Below are 20,396 nucleotides of genomic sequence, written 5' to 3' on the forward strand. Positions count from 1 at the left end.
ACGCGTTTGGTGGCGATGGCGGAGGGGTTCCACACGTACCCATCCCGAACACGACCGTTAAGCCCTCTAGCGCCGATGGTACTTGGACCGCAGGGTCCTGGGAGAGTAGGACGCCGCCAAGCGATTTCCCTTTGGGGTATTTTTTTTGCCCCCCTTGCCAAGGAATAAGGGATATATATTAGGGCCCTTAGCTCAGTTGGTTAGAGCGCACCTCTGATAAGGGTGAGGCCGGTGGTTCGAGTCCACCAGGGCCCATAGCAAGACCACAACAAGAAATACACAGTGTATGGGGCCATAGCTCAGCTGGGAGAGCGCCTGCCTTGCAAGCAGGAGGTCAGCGGTTCGATCCCGCTTGGCTCCACCATTCCCTGATAGCTCAGTTGGTAGAGCACTCGACTGTTAATCGAGTTGTCACAGGTTCGAGCCCTGTTCGGGGAGCCATATGGAGAGGTGTCCGAGCTGGCCGAAGGAGCACGATTGGAAATCGTGTAGGCGTCACAAGCGTCTCGAGGGTTCGAATCCCTCTCTCTCCGCCAGATATTTTTTAGCAAGGCCCGTTGGTCAAGGGGTTAAGACACCTCCCTTTCACGGAGGTAACAGGGGTTCGAATCCCCTACGGGTCATATTATGGAGGCTTAGCTCAGCTGGGAGAGCATCTGCCTTACAAGCAGAGGGTCGGGGGTTCGATCCCCTCAGCCTCCACCATATAAACTTTATAACGACGCGGGGTGGAGCAGCCCGGTAGCTCGTCGGGCTCATAACCCGAAGGCCGCAGGTTCAAATCCTGCCCCCGCAATTATACTTTCCTTTGAGAAAGTGATCTGGAACCGTGGTGTAGTTGGCCTAACATGCCTGCCTGTCACGCAGGAGATCGCGGGTTCGAATCCCGTCGGTTCCGCCATTTTTTAATTAAATATACACCGTGCCGGTGTAGCTCAACTGGTAGAGCAACTGACTTGTAATCAGTAGGTTGGGGGTTCAAGTCCTCTCGCCGGCACCATTTTTAGTATTTACATCTGAATTTGTGATAGAATGTATATTACAAGTAAAATTGTTAATACTAAGATTCTCTTAGTGGATGAATGGCTTACTCTATGGCGGTCGTGGCGAAGTGGTTAACGCACCGGTTTGTGGATCCGGCATTCGGGGGTTCAATTCCCCTCGATCGCCCCATGATTTTTTAATGGGGATTAGCCAAGCGGTAAGGCAACGGACTTTGACTCCGTCATGCATAGGTTCAAATCCTATATCCCCAGCCATTTCATTACGAGTCATTAGCTCAGTTGGTAGAGCACCTGACTTTTAATCAGGGTGTCGAAGGTTCGAGCCCTTCATGACTCACCATTATATTTTGCGGTCGTGGCGGAATTGGCAGACGCGCACGGTTCAGGTCCGTGTGGGCTAACCCCCGTGGAGGTTCGAGTCCTCTCGACCGCACCATATGTTTTGCGGAAGTGGCTCAGCGGTAGAGCATCGCCTTGCCAAGGCGAGGGTCGCGGGTTCGATTCCCGTCTTCCGCTCCAATATTTGCGCCCTTAGCTCAGCTGGATAGAGCGTTTGACTACGAATCAAAAGGCCGGGAGTTCGAATCTCTCAGGGCGCGCCATTATTCTCATAAGTATCGGGATGTAGCTCAGCTTGGTAGAGCACCTGGTTTGGGACCAGGGGGTCGCATGTTCAAATCGTGTCATCCCGATTTTTTTTATTTGCGGGTGTAGTTCAATGGTAGAACTTTAGCCTTCCAAGCTAATAGCGTGGGTTCGATTCCCATCACCCGCTTCCTAGTAACATATAGAAGAGCCTTTGCTTATAGCAAAGGCTTTTTTTGTGTTAAAAAGAATAAGTGTAATTTATTTAAAATAGGGTCAATTGTCATTTGATTAAGGATGGAATCTTTGTTTAAATAAATAGAACAATTCGTATCTGATTAACCGTATTTGTTTATAAAGGAGGACAAACAGTAATGAAAAGAGCTCTGGTCATTGGTGGAAACGGAACATTAGGTAAAGCCGTTGTTGCGAAACTGAAAGATTATTCCGTTGAGGTTATTACAGCAGGTAGACAATCCGGGGATGTTCAGGTGGATATGACGTCGACAGAGAGTATTACTACCCTCTTCGAAACGGTGAGAAATATTGATTACGTCATTGTGGCGGCGGGCCAGACCCATTATGCGAAACTCGAAGAACTGACACCTGAGAACAATATGATTAGTGTGCAGGGTAAACTGCTTGGACAGGTCAATATCGTATTGATTGGACAGCACTATATTAACGACAAGGGGAGTTTCACGCTGGTCAGTGGCATTATACAAGACCACCCTATTGAGCAAGGTGCATCAAGTGCTATGGTCAATGGGGCTATTGATTCGTTTGCCAAAGCGGCAGCGTTTGAGTTACCAAGAGGCATTCGTTTGAATTCGGTTAGTCCTAATCTGTTTGTAGAGTCTGCGGAAAAATATAAGGATTTCTTTATTGGATTTAATCCTGTACCTGTAGAGAAAGTGGCTAATACGTTTATCCAGAGTGCACTTGGGATTGAAACAGCCCAAAATTTTAAAATATATTAAAAGCCGGAAAGTTATATATGATTTTGATGATTACCTATCCCTAATTAATTGCAGGATGAGAAAGGTGTACATGAAATACATTTAGCTGTTAAGCATGTAGAATGATTTTTCATGAAACAGAACTGAATGAGGCCATTTGAAATATTAAAACAAAAGGAGATTCACCGGATTTTCGGTAGATCTCCTTTTGTTTGTTGTGAATGAAACAGAGGTATATTGACTATTATGGGGCAGGTAGTCCAAGAACTTCGAGCATTTCATTACGTTTGAGCGATTCGGCAATGGGGCCGTCAATGAGCCATTTCTTAGCATTGAGGACATAGACATGACCATTTTGGACAGCGGGTAGGCTTTTCCATACTTGGAGTTGCTGGATTTCATTGAGTTCATCTTTTGTTTTTTGCAACGCTTCAGCTGACCCATCTGAGCTAATGGACACGATAAACAGATAGTCTGCTTTGATTTCAGGCAAAAGTTCTACCGAGATACTGGCATTCATCCGATCCGGGTTCTCTGCCTCGAGTTTGGTAACGAGAGCATCGGGAGTGAATCCAACCTCATAACCCGCTCCTACATAACTGGAAGCTGGAAATGGCGTGGATGGAATGGAAGAGAAGAACAAACGCATATCCTTCTCTTCCAGGCGCAGGAATGCAGCTGTAGGTTTGGTCTTGGTGATATCGGCTGCGAGCTTCTGAGCTTCAGTTACTTGGTCTTTATTTTTTTGTAAAAGCTGTTCAGCCCGCTCTTCAATATCCAGCGCAGTAGCTACCTGCACGATAGATTCCTGCCAATTACGGCGATCATAAGTGATCGTAGGCGCGATCTTCTCGAGTTGTTCGAGAATTTTGGCATCCAAACTGGCATTGGCAATAATGAGGTCCGGATTGGCGCTGACTACAGCTTCAAAATTGACACTTTCATTGATGGGTTCGACATCCACGCCTTGAGCTTCAAGTTGCTCATTCAGGTAATCTTGCCGACCAATAGGTGTAGCAAGTACCAGTGGTACCTCCAAGGAGAGGAGAATGTCCTCCATATTAATGGACACAATCCGTTCGGGATGTGCCGGGATTTCTTTGCTGCCACTGGCGCTCTCCACGGTCTTAGTAGCTGATTCAGTGGATGAGTCCCCATCTGTCCCCGCAGCTGATTTTACGCCATCTGCAGATGGCTGCGAAGTGCTTGCAGGTGTCTGCCCACACGCAACAAGTAACATGGCGAGTATGAACAGTATCCCCGTTATTTTGACATAATGCTGTTTGTACATCATAATCCCCCTGTGTTTCTAATGATATTGATTCTCAGTACACTATATATTGTAGCGGTCTCATGTTGGGGGAGACATAGCCTTCTGTGCTATCCGGTCATGGATTAATGTGCTGAGTTCCACCAAAAAGTTTCAGGGTTTCATCGATGATCTGATCATGAGCATACGGTGAATAATCCAACCAAGGCATTTCATCTAGCAGATATACATGTTGGTTCTGCACGGGCATCAATTGTTGCCATAGCTGAGTATGTTGTAGTTTATGCCAACGTTGCTGGGATTCTGAGTCCTGGTCCACAATCAGTAACATGCGATCTCCAACCATTTGAGGCAACTCCTGTTCATCCAATGCACGATAGACTTGCCCTGGAAGCAGATCGTGTGAAGGGGACACGCCCAGGTCGTTATATAGAACAGCGCCCCCATTGCGTCGCCCGTAGATTAACAGATGACCCATCATGATATGAATGATGGAGACCGTATCCTTACCGATGAGATGACTAAGCATTTCTTTGGCATGGGTTACTTTGTCATCATACTGCTCCAACCACTGCTGAGCATCTTGTTGCTGTCCCACAATGGAGGCAACTTGTATGAAGTGTTCCCGCCAGCTCAATCCTTTCCATGGGATAACGATGGTAGGCGCAATTCGCTGCAGCGTTCTTTTTAACGTATGGGCTTCGTACTCATTACAGAGTATGAGGTCAGGGCTCGCTTGCATCAACAACTCAACGTTGGTTTGCCAGATATGAGGATGCATTCGTTTGCTACGTCCCAGATGATAAGGGATATTCGAGAAAAACAGATTCCTGTGTTGATCCCGTCGGTTATCGATCAATGCCGCATGGGGGATGATCTGTAATGCCAGCAGATGGCCAGTGGTTCCGAAGGAGAGAGCCGCAATTTTGCTGCGTTTCTGCCGCTGATAGGTGGAGGGAGACACGCCAACATATTTTTTGAATTTGCGACTAAAGTAAAACTCGTCCTGAAAACCAACCTGTGAGGCGATATGTTTGATGGTTTGGCCGGGGACGAGCAACATCTCTTTGGCTCGGTCCATGCGGATGCTATTCACGTATTCCATGGGACTGATGCCAGTGCGGTTTTTGAATACCCGCGAATAGTGCCATACACTCATGCCTGCCACTCCGGCAAGAACTTCCCGAGAAAGATGCTCAGCATATCCAAGCTCAATAAGTTCAAGCGTTTGATCCAAAGCAGAGGTGTGTTCGGAATCTCCTATTGCACTTTCTTTGGGAGGAGCATACACATGGGTTAACAATTCATGCATCAAAGTCTGAATACGAAATGGACGATTTTCTTGAGGTACAGAGATGCATTCATGGAGCTGTGAGGCAATTCTGGTACATTCCTGAAAAAGTTCATGCGGTAACTCATCGGCATAAGCCGAACGAAGTAACCCTTTTTGGTATACCTCCATTACAGTAGATCCGGAAGTAGCTTTATTGATGTCGGAGAGAGGCTTCAACATATCAAAATATATCGCTATGCCCTGTAAAGGATGAACCTCATCCGGTGTATATTCTATCGCTGTTCCTGGCAGGATCAGATACATTTTGCCGAGTGTGGCATGATTTTGTCTATGCCCAATACGGATATTGCCTTCACCGCCAGTACAGATGAGCAGAAGATGTGAATCCGTTAATACGAATGGGGCAAGAAAAGACGCTTGATCGAGAACTTCGGATGTCTTGAATCTTGCATATAGGTCACGGGTATGGTCACCGTTAGATATCAGTGGAAAGACTTGCAAAGTCACCAGAATCCCTCCTTAACTTACGATAGTAACATTACATATGATGTGTTTGAGAATAATTATCAATTATCGCATATTGTCATACAAATAAGAAGTCCATATGATAATATGAAAATGAAATAGCGAATTCTAATCATTGAACCGCGTAACTCTCCACTATAACTTGAATTGAAATAGGTTACCGAGTTGGAAAATAGCCAATACATAGTTCCCATCATCTAAACCGTTGAGCGAATAATTAATGAAAATCTTAACTGATGTTAATCGTAGAATTACTTAAATAACAGATCATTTAATTCACTACGCAAAAAAAGACAAGCCCCTCTCCTACGATGTCCGCAGGAAGAGGAACTTGTCTTTTTAATTAGAGCTTGCGATTAGTATCTTTCCAGAATCGTCTGTGTCTTCAAGCCATCAGCCGGAATCAGCCAGTTGTTGTTCTCCAGCAACTGCAACAGTTGGGTACGCAGTCCGGATACGGCTACAGTATCATCGGTTTTGAAAGAAACCTCTACGATATTCTCAATACCTGTACCTGCTGCGTCACGGATCGGCCATACTTCGAGTGTAAGCTCTTGACCACTCCATGTACCTTCATATCGTTGGAATGTGATTGGACCATATGCACGGGATTGAGTCAATTGCTGCTTGCCCCAGTTGGAGGCAGACCAGTTTTTCAATTTGCCCGGAAGCTTGTCCAGTAACATGTTCAAGGCTTCTTGCTGGGAAGGAAGTTGGACTCCTGTCGCTTTGGTATCGACTTTTTTGGTGTTGGAGAAGCTCAGCGTCTGTTTGCCGTATCCCCAATCAATTTCAGCCTCGTAGTTATCATCCGATTTATCAAATCCCTCTTGGTTAGCCAGAGTCAGCGCTGCGTTGATATCGCCATTGATCACAGGGTAGCGTTTTTTATAAGTCAATTCGTAGTTATTTTTATCATCCTTTTTGCGAAAACGAACGTTCCATCCTTGTTGATCCAATCCGAGAGCATTGGTGTCGAAGTACTCTACGTTAATATTTCTTGGCGTGGAATTTAGGCCGAGTGTCTGGATCACTTCACTGCGTGGTGTCCCATCTGTATTCAATACAAGTTCCGGCTTGGCCAGAAACTTTACTTCATATGCAGGAACGGCATTGGCAGCAGCTGAAGCCTGGGGTGCTCCCAGAAATGTCATTCCACTTCCCAATGTTACGATGCTCAGCATCAATGAGGCGGTTACCTTTTTCCACTTTTTCAAAACCAATCACTCTCCTAATCTGGATTAACGTACAGATCCCACTTTATCGCCCGAATATATGAAAGCGATTAAAGGGAAGCGCACATTGCGTTAACCCTGCATAGATTTGATGAATGGCAAACGATAGTTTATAGCGGATCAGGGCAATCAGCCATGGAAAATGGGGAAGCCGTGACTCACCTCTCGCAGCACTTCTTTGAATCGGTTTACCTGAACGGAAGGGTGGCGGTCCTTGTTATGTACTGTATAGATATGGCGCGGTGCCTGCTCTCCCGGAATGGGAAGAACTTGAATGAGCCCCTGCTGTTCCTCCCATTGTACCGCCATCCGAGACATGAATGAGACATGCCCTCCGATTAACACGAGCTGTTTGATCGCTTCCAGGGAATCCATCTCCACGGTACTCCGCAAACGAATATCATGTTGCGCAAGCCATTGATTGGTTAGCCGCCGTGTACTGGATTCATTGCCATGTAAGGCAAAAGGAATCTGCGCGATATGATCAGGTGTTAATGCATCCTTCTGGGCCAATCCATGTTGTGGAGAACAGATCAATACTAAATCGTCTTCACACAGCGTCTCAGCTTGCAGGGCAGGGCCAACAAATGGCTCGGAAGAGATCACCCCCAGATCAATCTGATGCCGAATCAGCATCTCGCGAATAACAGGTGATGGTTTGACGGATAAGACAATACGAATGCCCGGGAATTCCTGAGAAAAGGTGTTGAGTATGGTGGGCAGCAAATATGTAGCCGGTACATAGCTTGCTCCAATGTGCAGGGTGCCCCGATAGAGACTGTCATATTCCTTTACGACCCGCCTTGCCTCTTGGGTCAGAGCATTGATTTTGACAGAATAGTGGAGCAAAGCCTGTCCGGCTTCGGTTAAAAAGGTCTTTCCACTACGCGATTCGAATAATCGCACGCCCATCTCTTCCTCCAATGACTTCATATGAAATGTAACGGTGGGTTGCTTGATCCCCAGTAACTCGGCCACGCTTGTCATGTGATGATGCTTGTCGATCAGTTCAACAATTTGCAATTTGATCAGATTCAATGTCCCGACACTCCTCTCACTTCTACTAGCCCCAATATATAAGATGATCTAATGTTTTTCATAAAGACGGAGAGTACAGAACCAATCTGAAGAAGCGAAGCGTTCGCCTTTATCCCCGGATTTCTCCCTTCATAAAGGGAATATAAGAAATCTGGGGATAACAGCGATCGGAAGATGGTGCTGTAATCGAAGCGACAACATGAAAATTAATTTAGTTCACCTAATATAGATTTAATCTATGAACATCAACAGAATTCATCTAAAAAGTTAATTCCAATTTTACATACAAGAGATACAACTCGCGAAAGCGGACGTTAGACTGAGAACAGTGCAAGAGATCAAGTAACAGAAGACAGGCAGGGATGCTTATGAAATTAGAGATGGCAGGAATTCAAAAATCATTTAATCAAACACCCGCACTGCTGCCAACAGATCTAACGCTTGAACATGGAAAGTTCACGACCCTGCTCGGCCCATCCGGCTGTGGCAAAACAACACTGCTGCGCATGTTGGCCGGGCTGGAACAGCCTGACGCGGGGGAGATTCGTGCAGATGGTCAGTGTATCTACTCTGCGGCGAAGCGGATTGACATACCAACACACAAGCGTAATCTGGGCATGGTGTTTCAGGATTTTGCATTATGGCCGCATATGACCGTATACGAAAATGTAGCGTTTGGGCTGAAGGCCGGAAAACAGAAATCCGATCTGCGGCGAAAGGTGAACGAAGCACTTGGCATGGTTCGCCTGGAAGGCATGGAAGATCGATATCCTCATCAGCTGTCTGGTGGACAGCAGCAACGGGTTGCTTTTGCCAGAGCCGTAGCGGTCAGACCTGGTGTGATCCTGTTCGATGAGCCACTAAGTGCACTGGATGCTGTACTCCGGGAAGAGATGCGGATTGAGATGATGTCGCTGGTTCGGGACATGGGATTGACTGCGCTGTACGTCACACATGATCAGATTGAAGCGATGTCGATGTCAGATGAGATTGTGGTGATGCAGAAGGGGCGGATATTGCAAAAGGGAAGCCCGGAAACGATCTACTCGGCGCCAAGTGATCCGTATGTCGCTTCGTTTATCGGAAAGTCCAACTGGCTCACGCCTAATCAATCGATGGTGCGTCCAGAGCATGTCACCTGGAACAAAACAGGTCATGATGATCTGTGTTATCCGGGGACGGTACTTAGTGTCAGCTATGTAGGTGAACGATATGAAGTACGAGTGCAGATGGAAGGGCTGGGCATATGGACAGCCTATATGAACCAAAGGGTGCGCGTAGGGGAGCGGGTGCAGCTCTATGTAACCCCTGAGCGGATATGCCGAATGGACGGTTATGACCACCCGAGTATGAAGCAGAACGAAGCGATCGCAGTGGCATATTAGATTGTTGAACAAGCACGCAGTTGGAAGCAGAAGTACACATTTTATAAGAAACCAGGGGAGATGGACGAATATGTTGGGTATGAACACACGAAAAAAGAGCGCAATGCTGTTATTGACAGCGGTAATGAGTATCAGTTTGTTCGGATGTAGTACAGGGAACTCGACCACAGGCAACGCGGCACAACCCGCGGGCGAAGGAAACACGGCAGCAGCGGCGGAAACAACGAAACCAGCTGGCGGCAAGTTGGTCTTGTACAGTGCTGGCCCACAGAAGCTGGCAGATAACATCGTGAGCGGATTTACAGACAAAACAGGGATCGAAGTTGAGATGTTCCAGGGAACGACAGGAAAAATTCTGGCTCGTATGGAAGCTGAGAAATCCAATCCGGTTGCAGACGTTGTGATCCTGGCCTCTTTACCTTCCGCACAGGCTCTGAAAGCCGATGGACTGACTATGCCATACCCTGAAGCAGCCAATGCAGACAAGCTGAACAAGGATTGGTCGGATGCAGAGGGCAACTATTTTAGCAGCAGTGCTTCCGCACTGGGCATTGTGTATAACACCAAACTGGTATCTACACCACCAACAAGTTGGGCAGAGCTGGCTACGCCTGCGTGGAAAGATGCAGTAAACATTCCCGACCCTACATTATCAGGTTCAGCACTCGACTTCATCACAGGATACCTGAGTGCGAATGGTGAAAAAGGATGGGATCTGTTGAGCGCCTATAAAGCTAATGGTGTAGCGATGGCAGGTGCCAATCAGGAAGCACTTGATCCAGTCATTACGGGTGCCAAAAGCATCGTAGCAGCAGGTGTGGACTACATGGCGTATTCCTCCAAGGCAAAAGGCGAACCACTGGATATCGTATATCCTGAGGAAGGCACGGTAATCAGCCCAAGACCGGCAGCGATTCTGAAATCCAGTCCAAATGTAGAGAACGCCAAAGCGTTCATTGACTACCTGTTGTCCGATGAAGCACAGAAGCTTGTTGCAGATGCTTATCTGATTCCGGGCCGCGAAGACATTGAAGCGACTAACCGTGCCAATGTGAAGGATATTCCACAACTTAAAGTGGATTGGAACTGGATGAGCGAACATGGCGAAGAGACAGCGGCACGTTTTTCCGAGACTTTTAAGTAAGAAGAACAAGTATAGAGACAATTAGGCAAAAGGAATACCTGCTGTCTGTGGAAAGTCATGTGAGGTGAACGTAGTGAAACCTGTTGGAATAGACAACAACCGAATTTTTCGGAGAGTGGGCGTGATTCTGGCCCTCTTTCTGCTGACCATAAGCATTGGCGTACCGCTCTTGCTGATCTTCTGGCAAAGTGTGTATCCGGACGGGCAGTGGGATTGGATGGCTCCGATTCGCACGATTACAGGTCATCATCTATCAGGTGTATTGCTGAATTCCGTCTGGCTTGGCATATGCGTTGTAGCGGTAACTACGCTGCTGGCGCTACCGCTGGCTTGGATGATGGCGAAGACCCGAATGGGCGAGCATCGCTGGGTCGATGTAATCCTGATGATTCCGTTCATGACCCCGCCGTATATCGGTTCGATGGGCTGGATTCTGTTTATGCAAAAAGGGGGATATCTGCAGCAATGGGTGCCCTCATCTGCGGGCTGGAGTGAGCTGTTCTTCAGCTTCTGGGGCATGGTGCTCATCATGAGCTTGCACTTGTTCCCATTCCTGTATCTGTTGCTTCGAGATGCATTGATCCGCATCGGTGGCAATCTCGAAGAAGCGGGAGCTGTGCACGGTGCACGTGCAGGGTACCGTTTCAGACGTATTATTTTACCCTTATTGTTGTCATCTTACGGCATGGGGATCATGCTGGTCTTTGTCAAAACGATTGCGGAATTCGGAACTCCGGCAACCTTCGGGCGCAAGATTGGCTATTATGTCATGACCTCCGAGATCCATAAGTACATCTCCAGTTGGCCGATTGACTTCGGCAAGGCGACTTCGCTGGCATCGGTGCTGTTGTCCGTCTGTCTGGTGATGTGGTATATGCAGTCTGCCATGAGTCGAAAGTTCACGTATCGTCTGATCGGTGGCAAAGGGCAACGTTCGAAGCGATATTCTCTTCGTGGCGGAGCAGGATGGTTGTGTGGGGCGTATCTTGCAATCCTGTTGATCCTGTCGATAGGTATCCCATATTTCTCCATCATCGCCGCTTCGACCATGAAGTTACGGGGATCGGGAATTGCATTTGATAATCTGACCTTGGATCATTACAAAGAGCTGTTATCTTGGGGATCGGTGAGCATGAAGGCCATCGGGAACAGTCTCGGTCTATCCCTTGCGGCTTCAACGGTAGCTGTTATTATCGGAACTGGATTTGCGCTGGCGATCGGCAGATCATCTTCATTCATGCAGCGTGTGATTGACTTGTTCAGTCTGTTGCCTAATACGGTGCCGGGTATCGTGATGGTGGTGGGTTTGATTCTGTTCTGGAACTCACCCTGGATGCCAGTCACGTTGTATAACACCTATGGCATGGTTGTGCTCACGTACGTTGTGCTCTTCTTGCCTTACACCGTGCAGTATGTAAAATCGAGCTTTACCCAGATTGACGGAACGTTGTTCCAAGCTGGGCAAGTGTTTGGCGGGAAGCCGCTGTATATTCTGCGGCGTATCCTGATCCCGCTGATCCTACCCGGCATGTTGGCGGGTTGGATGATGACCTTTACGATTGCTACCCGGGAGCTGGTAGGTTCGTTGTTGATTCTTCCACCGTCGATGCAGACGTCGGCTACGTATATTTTTGCACAGTTTGAACAAGGTCAGGTATCCCTTGGCATGGCAATGGCCGTTGTGACTGTAGGCATGACGGTGCTGATGCTGCTGGGAATTGAACTGCTGAATTCAAAGAGAAAGTGGAATGCAACATGATCAAACTGAACGTATGGGGCGGTGCAGGGGAACACGGACGTTCCGCCTATCTCCTGAGCGGGAGCCAGTTCCACCTTTTGCTGGATTGTGGTGTGAAAAAAGAAGGCATGGGCGAGTATCCGATGATTGACCCGGAGATTGTCCTGCAACTGGATGCGGTCCTGTTGTCCCACGCCCATGAGGATCATTCGGTCGCCATCCCTTTGCTGTACAAAATGGGCTACCAGGGTGAAGTGTGGACGACGAGAGAGACGAGGGCGCAGCTACGTACGTATTTTGCCAACTGGCGAAGGTTTGCAGAACGTGTCGGAGAGAAGCTCCCTTACGATGAAGCAGATGAGCAGGCTATTCGTTATCGGTATCTGGAAGATGAGGTCGTATCCCAAACCTGGTTCCAACCGATTCCCGAAGTAAAAGTGATGTGGGGACGGAGTGGACATCTGGCTGGATCGGTGTGGTTTGGGGTTGAAATGGAAGGTAAGCGGATTTTTTATTCCGGGGACTACACGTCAGAATCGATGCTTTTACAGGAGGATTATCCAGCGGAGGCGTTCTTACGGGAAAACATGATTCGTGAAGATACGTTGTTCGATACTCCGAGCAGTGAACAGAGGGGCGCGGAGGAACTAATTGCTATAAACAGTGGGCAAAAGGCTGGAGAACTCATAACGTCACCAGATCAGACATCTGTTGTATCAGAAGCGTCGTCAAGAACACTTGTATCCATGGAGATACCCATGAAGCAGAGAAATTTCACATCCAATGGAGCAGATGGAGCAGTCAGAGCAGGCAGAGCAAACGTAGCAGACGCTGCGCCAATATCTTCCGTCGGGCTGGTAGATCTGGCGATCGTTGATGCGGCCTACGGTACGGACCAGGATACACAGGCCGACAAACTGGAACAGCTTGAACGAGCCATTCGCCAGACGATTGCTCAAGGTGGAAAGGTGCTCTTACCTATGCCTGTCGTAGGGCGTGGACAGGAGATCATACTGTGGGCACAGCAACAATTCCCGGTTATTCCAATCGTAGTGGAACAAGGGCTGGTGGACGGTATGAAGCAGCTTATGCATGTTCCGTATTGGTTGAGGGAGAAGGGAGAGCATGTCATCGGAAGTTCGTTGAAAGACGAAATCGATTGCTTTCTGACTGGACGGGGATGGGATCTGCCTACTACTACCCAAGAGCGGGAACAACTTTTGGAACATCATGCTGCTTCGCTATGGTTCATTCCGGACGGCATGATGCAGTCCTCGCTTGCCCGTTGGTATTATAGTCAATTATCAGACAAGGAGGAGAATCTGATTCTGCTCACCGGGCATGTTGCTCATGGCACATTTGCTGATAAGTTGCTACGGGTTCCTGACAAGTATGGAGTGTGTGATGTGCGGAAAATACGTTATAAAGTACATCAGGGCTGGAAGGATGTTGAACGGATGCTGCATCAGGTTCCAGCAAGGCATACGGTCCTTGTGCATGCTGACCGGGCAGAGACGGACATATTAAAAGAAGGATTGCTCAGAAATAGCCCGTCACCTAGAACAGTGATACATTCACTGTCTGCTGGTGACGAGCTATATGTGTGAATTGTGCATGAATCGAATTGATGCGTCAGATTGGAACGTCCCTGGGGACGTTCTTTTTCCATTGTTGTCTGATCATTTAGGGTTCGCGATGAATAGGGTGCTCCAGTTCGGCATGCCCCATCAAACTATCAACGGCTTCACCATCCACCAGTATATCCAGACTCTTCACTTCATCAAATTGAAACATCGTTGTTGTTAAAGCTTCCAATGCGAGCAATTCTCCACTGGTACCAAGGTTCGCTTCAGCGGGGATATGAACATCCAAAGTCACCGTACCCTCAGCATATTGGACAGAGAGCAATTCCACCTGCTCCCAGAGGGAAACAAGCTCTGAATCGGTGTTCGTTTGCAACGCTGCAAATGTTTTTTCATATTTTTCGGAGTCATCCTTGTACTCAATTTCCTGCTCTGTTTTCTCTAGCTCAAGTACCTGAGAGTCTGCCAAATATACATCGACAACTTGTGTATTCATTTTGCCCAGATCCACCTCCGTTTCGGATGGGTTTGGTGCCTGCACCTGTCCTCCCTGAACAGCAGGTTCATTCGAACCGGATTGGCTCACTGGCTTCTGGGCACATCCAACTCCGATAAGGACCAAGCATGATAATATAAGTGCACAACCTAGCTTCTTATTCAAAGAATCACTTCCTTTATCTGATTTATTTGATGATTTATAGGCCCAAATACTCCTTGATTCCATCGGCTATCGCTTGAGCGGCTTTCATCTGAACAACTTCGGACGACATCAGTTCTTCATCGATTACATTACTCAAGAATCCTACTTCCAAAAGCACTGCAGGCATGGTCGTGTCTCGGATTACTTCCAAGTTGCCATTCTTCACACCACGATCTCTGAGACCCATGGCTTTCACCAAACGTTGATGAATGATAGTAGCTAATTCCTTGCTGTTACTGCGTTGATAATAATATGTCTCCGTACCTGTGGCTTGGGGGGCGGACTTCACGCTATTGCCATGGATAGATACAAATACATCCGCATTTAATTGATTGGCGAGTTGAACACGCTCAGGGCGGGTCGGATAGGTATCACCTTCACGAGTCATCACCAATTCGATATTGGGTTCATTGAGTAACAGGGCTTGTACTTTGTGAGCCAATGCCAGATTGTATTGCTTTTCGGGTTTGTTCGTGATGCTGATCGTCCCTGGATCACTGCCACCGTGTCCTGGATCGATGACCACAACCTTGCGTCCTGAGTCGCCTACTGGAGTGACTGGAGCAGGTGTGACATTGTCACCTGCAACATTCAGATCAATAATCAGTTTGTCGGCAATGACGTTCTGGCTGTACTGGACATTCTTCACATTATTCAATTCTACGACAATGCGAACTTGTGCCGGTTCTCGTTTGAACAGTGAATATCTCACTTCTGTCACATTGGGATAACCGCTCACATCCAACTTGCCATTGAGTCCTTGATCCAGCGGCTGGGAGATATCACCAAAGGTGGCTCCGGGCAAGTCCACAACCAGACGATCAGGGTACTTGAGGGTCGTTACTATCGGCTGAACGGCCCCATCGGTGGATAAAACGAGCTGATTATTGGCAAATTGGATATCGGTAACCTGAGCGGTAGAGCTTGAATCCCCTTTTCCAGGACTATTTCCTGGTTCAATAGCAGGTTCCTTACTGGTGTTTGTTAAGTATACGATCTTATCTTGATTGTTCCATCTTACCTTAAGCCCCATTTGTTCACTGACAAATCGAATGGGCACCACCAGCGTTTTATTCAAAATCTGCGGTGCTGTGTTCAAAGTGACTTGTTTGTCAGCAACCATGGCTTGCTTTTGGTCCACGGTTAGGGAAAGCGTCTGTTGATCTTGCTGAATTTTTACAGTGCGTGCTTTTTGGTTCCAATCGACTTTGAATTTCAAATTTTCGGCTACGACACGAATCGGGATCATCACGTTTTTATTGATAATCGTTACCTGTACATCACTTGGGAGGACTAATTCCTCTCCATCCATAAAGATTTTCGACGTGCTTGCAGCGGCATTTCCCTGATTAGGGAGCAAAACGAGTAAGAACAGACTCAAAAACAGTAGTAAAATGGTTTTCTTCATTATGCACCTCGACTAATATTAGATCATTTTCTTAATTCCAAAATATCCCTACATAGTATAAACGGTAAAAATGTAAAAATGTTTCTCTTCTGATATCTAATTATCAATTGATGGATGAAAACATGATGTGTGATCGCAAATGGGGTGAATATTTCTCTTTATATTTTTAATGATGTAATTAAATTTCATATAATGTTTGACTTGTGAAATTTAATATCATATACTGGGTGAAATTATGGCAGGATGACGTGTTCATCGGGTCTTGCAGGAGGTTGGAAGTGGATGGATACAGGCAGCTATCCGATGTGGGAGAAGTATCGTTTGAAGCAGGAGCATCTGGTCATCGGACTAATGTCAGGAACGTCACTTGATGGAACTGACGCGGCACTGGTGCGTATTCAAACCGATATGAGCGGGGTATTACAGCAGATCGAGCTGGTTGATTTCGTCTATGTGCCGTATTCGAATGGATTGAGAGACGTACTGATCCGGTTATGTTCACCGGAGACGGCGCGTGTCGACGAGCTGACAGCCGCGCATTTTGGTGTATCGGAGTGGTATGCGCATAGCGTTACGGAACTGATGCAGTCTGCCGGTATCTCAACGCAGCAGGTGGATATGATTAGCATGCATGGGCAGACGGTATGGCATGCTCCTGTAGCATCTGCATTTCCAGGGCCAACGGGAGCAAGTATTGATGTGGTATCGACATTGCAGATCGGTGAATGTGCTGTCGTTCGAGAACGGACAGGACTGCCAGTGATTGGCAACCTGCGGGCAAGGGATATGGCCGCTGGTGGGGAAGGTGCCCCGCTTACGCCTTATGCGGATGCTCTGATGTTCCGTAGCCCGACGGAAGGACGGCTGGTGCAGAATATCGGTGGCATTGGCAATGTGACGGTGCTTCCCTCCGAGTCTTCTACCGAAGGTGTTTCGGCATTTGATACGGGACCAGGGAATATGGTGATGGACGCCATTGTGCGGCAGGCAACGGATGGGCGGCAGCATTATGATCCGAATGGAAGTATTGCCGCACAGGGAAAGGTCGATCAGGGTCTGGTAGACCTGTGTTTGGAGGATGAGTATTTCAAAAGACTTCCACCGAAAAGTACCGGGCGAGAAGTATATGGAGCCGCGTATGCAGTGAGACTGATGGAGATGGCCGCAAAGCGTTCCTTATCTCTTGAAGATACGCTGGCTACTGCCACCTGTCTGACCGCGGAAACCATCGTGCGTGCAGTGAAGGATTTTATCCTGCCCAAGGTGCAAATATCGGCCATGCTCGCTTGCGGTGGTGGCACTTCCAATGCCACGTTGATGGAGATGATCCGTCAGAGACTACCGAAGGATATCCGTTTGGAGCGAACGGCAGATTATGGCATACCCGATGATGCTCGGGAAGCCATTGGATTTGCTTTACTTGGCCATGAGGCACTTATGGGAAGGACCAATACACTCCCGGCAGTAACCGGCGCGAAACACGCCGTAATCTCAGGCATTCTCACACTTTAGTGAGGTATGACTTTAATTGGAGTTCAGTTATGGAAAGGCGAGGAATTCGATTAGACGCGAGTGGAATTATAAGATAAAATGCTTGTACATGAATGCAGTACGGAAAGGAGGAGCGAATGGAAGGCATGAAAGGTGGACTTGTGCGTTTACGCGCATTAATGGATGATTTAACTCCGTCCGAACGGAAGATCGGAGCTTATATTCTCGATCACCCGCAAGAAACTGTTCAATCCTCGGTGGCCCAGTTGTCTGAACGGAGTGGAGGCAGCCCAGCTGCCATTATCCGTCTCTGTAAATCACTGGGTGTAACGGGTTTTCAGGAGCTGAAGCTGAAGATTGCCGGAGATTTGCAGACGAGTGAGCCATATCAATATACGGAGATTCGTCCCCAGGACTCCATGGAGAGCATTATTCAGCATGTGTCCGCAAACAATATTCAGTCGGTGAAGGATACGGTTCATATTCTGGACCCACGTCTGGTAGAAAAAGCCGTGGACGTGCTTCATCAGGCAAACCGGATCTTTTTCTATGGAGTAGGGGCCTCCAACCTGATTGCGCTGGATGCACATTACAAGTTCATGCGAATCAATCGCACAAGCTTTTCGTTCGCCGATCCGCATATGCAGATTTCGTCCGCAACGACGCTTCGTGAGGATGATGCGGTGGTATGTATCTCGTATTCAGGGGAGACGTCGAACGTAATCTCCTGTCTCAAGCATGCTCATGATGGTGGTGCAGCGACAATCAGCATTACCAAGTGGGGCAGCAATACACTCAGTAGTATGGCGGATGTGCCCCTGATGATTACTTCTACCGAAAGTGATATTCGGAGCGGAGCAACTTCGTCACGGATTGCACAGCTGAACGTGATCGATATTTTGTATCTGGCGATTGCCAGTCGGGATTACAACCAGTCGGTGGAATATTTGGAGAAGAGCCGACAGGCTATTCTGGAGCACAAGTGAAGTAAAACCATATGAATCCCTTTCTGTTTATGCAGGAGGGGATTTTTTGACGGATTATATCCGCTTTTAGAATAAAAAAATAAAAAAAAGAGCCCGGACTAATGTCGGGCTCCTCTCTTACCACCTCTAATAATACCCCTTGTACGGCTCAGGAAGGCCCCGCAATGGCGCTACGGACAAAACCGTCAGCCAGATCAAGCCTGTGCTGAGCTTCTGTTACGTCCACGCCTGCCATCAGCATGACGATTGCCGTTTTTACATGACCGTCTGCACCGGTAAAAGCCTCTTCAATATCCGCTTCATTCGCTCCGGTTGCCAGATGTATCATGCGTTTGGCCCGATGGACAAGCTTTTCGTTCGAAGGGTTCAGATCAACCATGAAATTACGGTAAACCTTGCCCAGACGAATCATGGCGGTAGTGGTGAGCATATTCAGAATCATTTTCTGGGCGCTGCCTGCCTTCATACGTGTTGAACCCATGACAACCTCTGGGCCGACAACAGCCTCAATGCTCACATCAGCCAACAGGGTCATCGGCGTGCCTGCATTATTGCTCAGGCTGATCACCGTAGCCCCGATCTCCTTGGCGTGCCTCATCGCACCCAGCACATACGGCGTTCGTCCACTGGCTGCAATGCCAACCACAACATCGTTTTTGTCTAAGCCATGTTCATCAAGGTCGGCAGCTCCCAACTCCTCATTATCTTCAGCACCTTCAACCGGGTCCTTCACTGCCCGGAATCCCCCTGCAATAATACCCTGCACCAAGGATGGCGGGGTTCCGTAGGTAGGCGGGCATTCCGAAGCGTCAAGTATCCCTAATCGTCCACTGGTACCTGCGCCTACATAAAAAAGCCTGCCGCCAGACTGAAATGCCTCCAAGATCCGATCCGCAGCTTGAGCAATGACCGGAATGAGGGGCTGAATGAGCTCCGCAATCCGTTGATCTTCCTTATTAATGAGCTCCATAATTTCTGCCGAAGGCAATTCATCTATATGATCCGTTAGTGGATTGGGTTGTTCTGTTAGTAGTGAATTCAGCATGTGATTCATCCGTATGGCCTCCTTCTCTCTTTTAAAATGATTCATTCAGGGAACGGCGTTGTCTTGCCAGTTGTGCTGCGCCAACCGCTGGAGCGGGGGCATCTTCACGATATACAAAGTCCAACTCTCCATAATATTCAGATAACTTGTGAATAAATGTATTTCGGAAAAGTACAGCGTATCGAAACAGTGATCCGGACAGGACAACCGGAGTGGATGCAAATTCGGGATGACGTGCAATCAGCGCCTTGGCGGTATCCGCCAATTGTGAGGCTTCGTCAATGATCAGTGCGCGGGCGGCCTCATCTCCGAGTTCAGCAGCTTCTATAGCTAAGCGGGCGATGGATGCGGTCTCGGTTTTGCCCCAATCCGTCTGATACACTCGCGTCTTTAGCTCCGATATATCCCGAAGGTTCAGATTCTTTAGAAGAAGAGGGGTTAAGCGGGTTGGAGGAAGAACACCGTCATAACTCTGCATAACCACTTGGAGTGCACGCTGCCCAATACGATAGCCGCTCCCCTCATCTCCGAGCAGATGACCCCAGCCTCCTGCACGGTATCGCTCTCCTTCCCGCGTAAATCCGTACACGATGGACCCTGTTCCAGAGATGCATAATACACCGTGCGTATGTCCAAGAGAGGCCATCAGAGCAATCTCTCCTTCGGATACAACCCAGACTGGACAGTCTTCTGGTGCCTGTTGATTACGAATCTTCATATAGTTATTTACTGCTTCGGCTATAAGTTGCCGTTCTTGGATCGTGTCTACACCTGACATACCAAGGCATATACCCTCACAATTTGTCGATAAATCACTTATTAGATTAAATAGCTGTTCCAGCACTCGTTGCAGTTCGGAAATGGCCTGTTCAGTTGATACGCTGTGAGGATTCGTGGGACCACCGCTGAGTCGGGCGAGAATTTCACCAGATTCAGAAATGATTGCTGCATCAGTATTGGTACCGCCTCCATCTACGCCTACATATACTCGCAAAGTGGCTCACCT

General features: G+C 47.9%; 15 protein-coding genes, 17 tRNA genes and 1 rRNA gene. 25 read left to right on the forward strand and 8 right to left on the reverse strand.

Annotated elements, in window-relative coordinates; all coding sequences use genetic code 11:
- The first annotated feature begins 5 nt into the window (after window positions 1–5).
- The 19 genes from rrf to MHI55_RS02030 all read left to right on the forward strand — a co-directional run bounded on the left by rrf (window position 6) and on the right by MHI55_RS02030 (window position 2,569).
- A 5S ribosomal RNA gene (gene rrf / locus MHI55_RS01940) occupies window positions 6–122 on the forward strand.
- A 59-nt stretch (window positions 123–181) separates the two neighbouring features.
- Window positions 182–255, forward strand: a tRNA-Ile gene (locus MHI55_RS01945).
- A 33-nt stretch (window positions 256–288) separates the two neighbouring features.
- A tRNA-Ala gene (locus tag MHI55_RS01950) sits at window positions 289–364 on the forward strand.
- A gap of 1 nt (window position 365) precedes the next feature.
- Window positions 366–441, forward strand: a tRNA-Asn gene (locus MHI55_RS01955).
- A 3-nt stretch (window positions 442–444) separates the two neighbouring features.
- Window positions 445–536: transfer RNA gene (locus tag MHI55_RS01960), tRNA-Ser, on the forward strand.
- 15 nt (window positions 537–551) lie between these two features.
- Window positions 552–623: transfer RNA gene (locus MHI55_RS01965), tRNA-Glu, on the forward strand.
- Window positions 624–629: 6 nt separating this feature from the next.
- Window positions 630–705 (forward strand) — tRNA-Val (locus MHI55_RS01970).
- A 17-nt stretch (window positions 706–722) separates the two neighbouring features.
- A tRNA-Met gene (locus MHI55_RS01975) sits at window positions 723–796 on the forward strand.
- Window positions 797–823: 27 nt separating this feature from the next.
- Window positions 824–901: transfer RNA gene (locus MHI55_RS01980), tRNA-Asp, on the forward strand.
- A 23-nt stretch (window positions 902–924) separates the two neighbouring features.
- Window positions 925–1,000, forward strand: a tRNA-Thr gene (locus MHI55_RS01985).
- Between the two features lie 97 nt (window positions 1,001–1,097).
- Window positions 1,098–1,173, forward strand: a tRNA-His gene (locus MHI55_RS01990).
- A gap of 11 nt (window positions 1,174–1,184) precedes the next feature.
- Window positions 1,185–1,259: transfer RNA gene (locus tag MHI55_RS01995), tRNA-Gln, on the forward strand.
- A gap of 9 nt (window positions 1,260–1,268) precedes the next feature.
- Window positions 1,269–1,344: transfer RNA gene (locus tag MHI55_RS02000), tRNA-Lys, on the forward strand.
- A 9-nt stretch (window positions 1,345–1,353) separates the two neighbouring features.
- Window positions 1,354–1,440, forward strand: a tRNA-Leu gene (locus MHI55_RS02005).
- An 8-nt stretch (window positions 1,441–1,448) separates the two neighbouring features.
- Window positions 1,449–1,523, forward strand: a tRNA-Gly gene (locus tag MHI55_RS02010).
- Window positions 1,524–1,529: 6 nt separating this feature from the next.
- Window positions 1,530–1,606, forward strand: a tRNA-Arg gene (locus tag MHI55_RS02015).
- Window positions 1,607–1,622: 16 nt separating this feature from the next.
- Window positions 1,623–1,696: transfer RNA gene (locus MHI55_RS02020), tRNA-Pro, on the forward strand.
- 12 nt (window positions 1,697–1,708) lie between these two features.
- A tRNA-Gly gene (locus MHI55_RS02025) sits at window positions 1,709–1,779 on the forward strand.
- Between the two features lie 184 nt (window positions 1,780–1,963).
- Window positions 1,964–2,569, forward strand: a complete 606-nt coding sequence (locus MHI55_RS02030; RefSeq protein ID WP_036672991.1) for a short chain dehydrogenase — start codon at window positions 1,964–1,966, stop codon at window positions 2,567–2,569.
- A 223-nt stretch (window positions 2,570–2,792) separates the two neighbouring features.
- Here MHI55_RS02030 and MHI55_RS02035 read toward each other — a convergent pair whose 3' ends face one another.
- From MHI55_RS02035 to MHI55_RS02050, 4 genes are all read right to left on the reverse strand, one after another.
- Window positions 2,793–3,842 (reverse strand): ABC transporter substrate-binding protein, encoded by a 1,050-nt coding sequence (locus MHI55_RS02035; RefSeq protein ID WP_340388545.1) that lies wholly within the window; start codon window positions 3,840–3,842, stop codon window positions 2,793–2,795.
- A gap of 94 nt (window positions 3,843–3,936) precedes the next feature.
- Window positions 3,937–5,619, reverse strand: coding sequence for a helix-turn-helix domain-containing protein (locus tag MHI55_RS02040; RefSeq protein WP_340388548.1), 1,683 nt, complete (start codon window positions 5,617–5,619; stop codon window positions 3,937–3,939).
- Window positions 5,620–5,993: 374 nt separating this feature from the next.
- On the reverse strand, window positions 5,994–6,854 hold the full coding sequence (locus tag MHI55_RS02045; protein WP_036616478.1) for a hypothetical protein: 861 nt from the start codon (window positions 6,852–6,854) through the stop codon (window positions 5,994–5,996).
- A 147-nt stretch (window positions 6,855–7,001) separates the two neighbouring features.
- Window positions 7,002–7,910 carry a LysR family transcriptional regulator gene (locus MHI55_RS02050; RefSeq protein ID WP_036616479.1) on the reverse strand — a complete coding sequence of 303 codons (909 nt, stop codon included), beginning with the start codon at window positions 7,908–7,910 and terminating at the stop codon, window positions 7,002–7,004.
- Between the two features lie 368 nt (window positions 7,911–8,278).
- On the opposite strand from MHI55_RS02050, the gene MHI55_RS02055 reads away from it, so the two are divergent.
- The 4 genes from MHI55_RS02055 (at window position 8,279) to MHI55_RS02070 (ending at window position 13,784) form a co-directional block, all read left to right on the forward strand.
- Window positions 8,279–9,295 (forward strand): ABC transporter ATP-binding protein, encoded by a 1,017-nt coding sequence (locus MHI55_RS02055; protein ID WP_340388549.1) that lies wholly within the window; start codon window positions 8,279–8,281, stop codon window positions 9,293–9,295.
- Window positions 9,296–9,365: 70 nt separating this feature from the next.
- Window positions 9,366–10,439: an ABC transporter substrate-binding protein gene (locus MHI55_RS02060; protein ID WP_339190239.1), complete on the forward strand. Its 1,074-nt coding sequence runs from the start codon at window positions 9,366–9,368 to the stop codon at window positions 10,437–10,439.
- 73 nt (window positions 10,440–10,512) lie between these two features.
- On the forward strand, window positions 10,513–12,198 hold the full coding sequence (locus tag MHI55_RS02065; protein ID WP_340388551.1) for an iron ABC transporter permease: 1,686 nt from the start codon (window positions 10,513–10,515) through the stop codon (window positions 12,196–12,198).
- A complete protein-coding gene (locus MHI55_RS02070) occupies window positions 12,195–13,784 on the forward strand; it encodes an MBL fold metallo-hydrolase (RefSeq protein WP_340388553.1) in 1,590 nt (529 codons plus the stop codon). The genes MHI55_RS02065 and MHI55_RS02070 overlap by 4 nt, the downstream gene beginning before the upstream one ends.
- A gap of 76 nt (window positions 13,785–13,860) precedes the next feature.
- On the opposite strand, the gene MHI55_RS02075 is transcribed toward MHI55_RS02070, so the two are convergent.
- Window positions 13,861–14,421: a GerMN domain-containing protein gene (locus MHI55_RS02075; protein WP_340388555.1), complete on the reverse strand. Its 561-nt coding sequence runs from the start codon at window positions 14,419–14,421 to the stop codon at window positions 13,861–13,863.
- A 34-nt stretch (window positions 14,422–14,455) separates the two neighbouring features.
- Window positions 14,456–15,868 carry an N-acetylmuramoyl-L-alanine amidase family protein gene (locus MHI55_RS02080; RefSeq protein ID WP_340388557.1) on the reverse strand — a complete coding sequence of 471 codons (1,413 nt, stop codon included), beginning with the start codon at window positions 15,866–15,868 and terminating at the stop codon, window positions 14,456–14,458.
- 282 nt (window positions 15,869–16,150) lie between these two features.
- On the opposite strand from MHI55_RS02080, the gene MHI55_RS02085 reads away from it, so the two are divergent.
- Both MHI55_RS02085 and MHI55_RS02090 read left to right on the forward strand, forming a co-directional pair.
- Window positions 16,151–17,380 (forward strand): anhydro-N-acetylmuramic acid kinase, encoded by a 1,230-nt coding sequence (locus tag MHI55_RS02085; protein ID WP_340388559.1) that lies wholly within the window; start codon window positions 16,151–16,153, stop codon window positions 17,378–17,380.
- A 125-nt stretch (window positions 17,381–17,505) separates the two neighbouring features.
- Window positions 17,506–18,345, forward strand: coding sequence for a MurR/RpiR family transcriptional regulator (locus tag MHI55_RS02090; protein ID WP_036616797.1), 840 nt, complete (start codon window positions 17,506–17,508; stop codon window positions 18,343–18,345).
- Window positions 18,346–18,493: 148 nt separating this feature from the next.
- Here MHI55_RS02090 and murQ read toward each other — a convergent pair whose 3' ends face one another.
- Complete coding sequence (gene murQ, locus MHI55_RS02095; protein ID WP_340388561.1) at window positions 18,494–19,399, reverse strand: N-acetylmuramic acid 6-phosphate etherase; 906 nt, start codon at window positions 19,397–19,399, stop codon at window positions 18,494–18,496.
- 22 nt (window positions 19,400–19,421) lie between these two features.
- Complete coding sequence (locus tag MHI55_RS02100; protein ID WP_340388563.1) at window positions 19,422–20,384, reverse strand: BadF/BadG/BcrA/BcrD ATPase family protein; 963 nt, start codon at window positions 20,382–20,384, stop codon at window positions 19,422–19,424.
- Window positions 20,385–20,396: the final 12 nt, after the last annotated feature.

The sequence above is a fragment of the Paenibacillus sp. FSL E2-0151 genome, from assembly GCF_037993015.1.
Taxonomy (GTDB): Bacteria; Bacillota; Bacilli; order Paenibacillales; family Paenibacillaceae; genus Paenibacillus; species Paenibacillus amylolyticus.

Bases quoted from the DNA above. Each gene is read 5' to 3' on its own strand.
- MHI55_RS02070 (WP_340388553.1), top strand. From the start codon at position 12,195: ATGATCAAACTGAACGTATGGGGCGGTGCAGGGGAACACGGACGTTCC.
- MHI55_RS02035 (WP_340388545.1), bottom strand. From the start codon at position 3,842: ATGATGTACAAACAGCATTATGTCAAAATAACGGGGATACTGTTCATA.
- MHI55_RS02055 (WP_340388549.1), top strand. From the start codon at position 8,279: ATGAAATTAGAGATGGCAGGAATTCAAAAATCATTTAATCAAACACCC.
- murQ (WP_340388561.1), bottom strand. From the start codon at position 19,399: ATGAATCACATGCTGAATTCACTACTAACAGAACAACCCAATCCACTA.
- MHI55_RS02060 (WP_339190239.1), top strand. From the start codon at position 9,366: ATGTTGGGTATGAACACACGAAAAAAGAGCGCAATGCTGTTATTGACA.
- MHI55_RS02080 (WP_340388557.1), bottom strand. From the start codon at position 15,868: ATGAAGAAAACCATTTTACTACTGTTTTTGAGTCTGTTCTTACTCGTT.
- MHI55_RS02030 (WP_036672991.1), top strand. From the start codon at position 1,964: ATGAAAAGAGCTCTGGTCATTGGTGGAAACGGAACATTAGGTAAAGCC.
- MHI55_RS02090 (WP_036616797.1), top strand. From the start codon at position 17,506: ATGAAAGGTGGACTTGTGCGTTTACGCGCATTAATGGATGATTTAACT.
- MHI55_RS02085 (WP_340388559.1), top strand. From the start codon at position 16,151: ATGGATACAGGCAGCTATCCGATGTGGGAGAAGTATCGTTTGAAGCAG.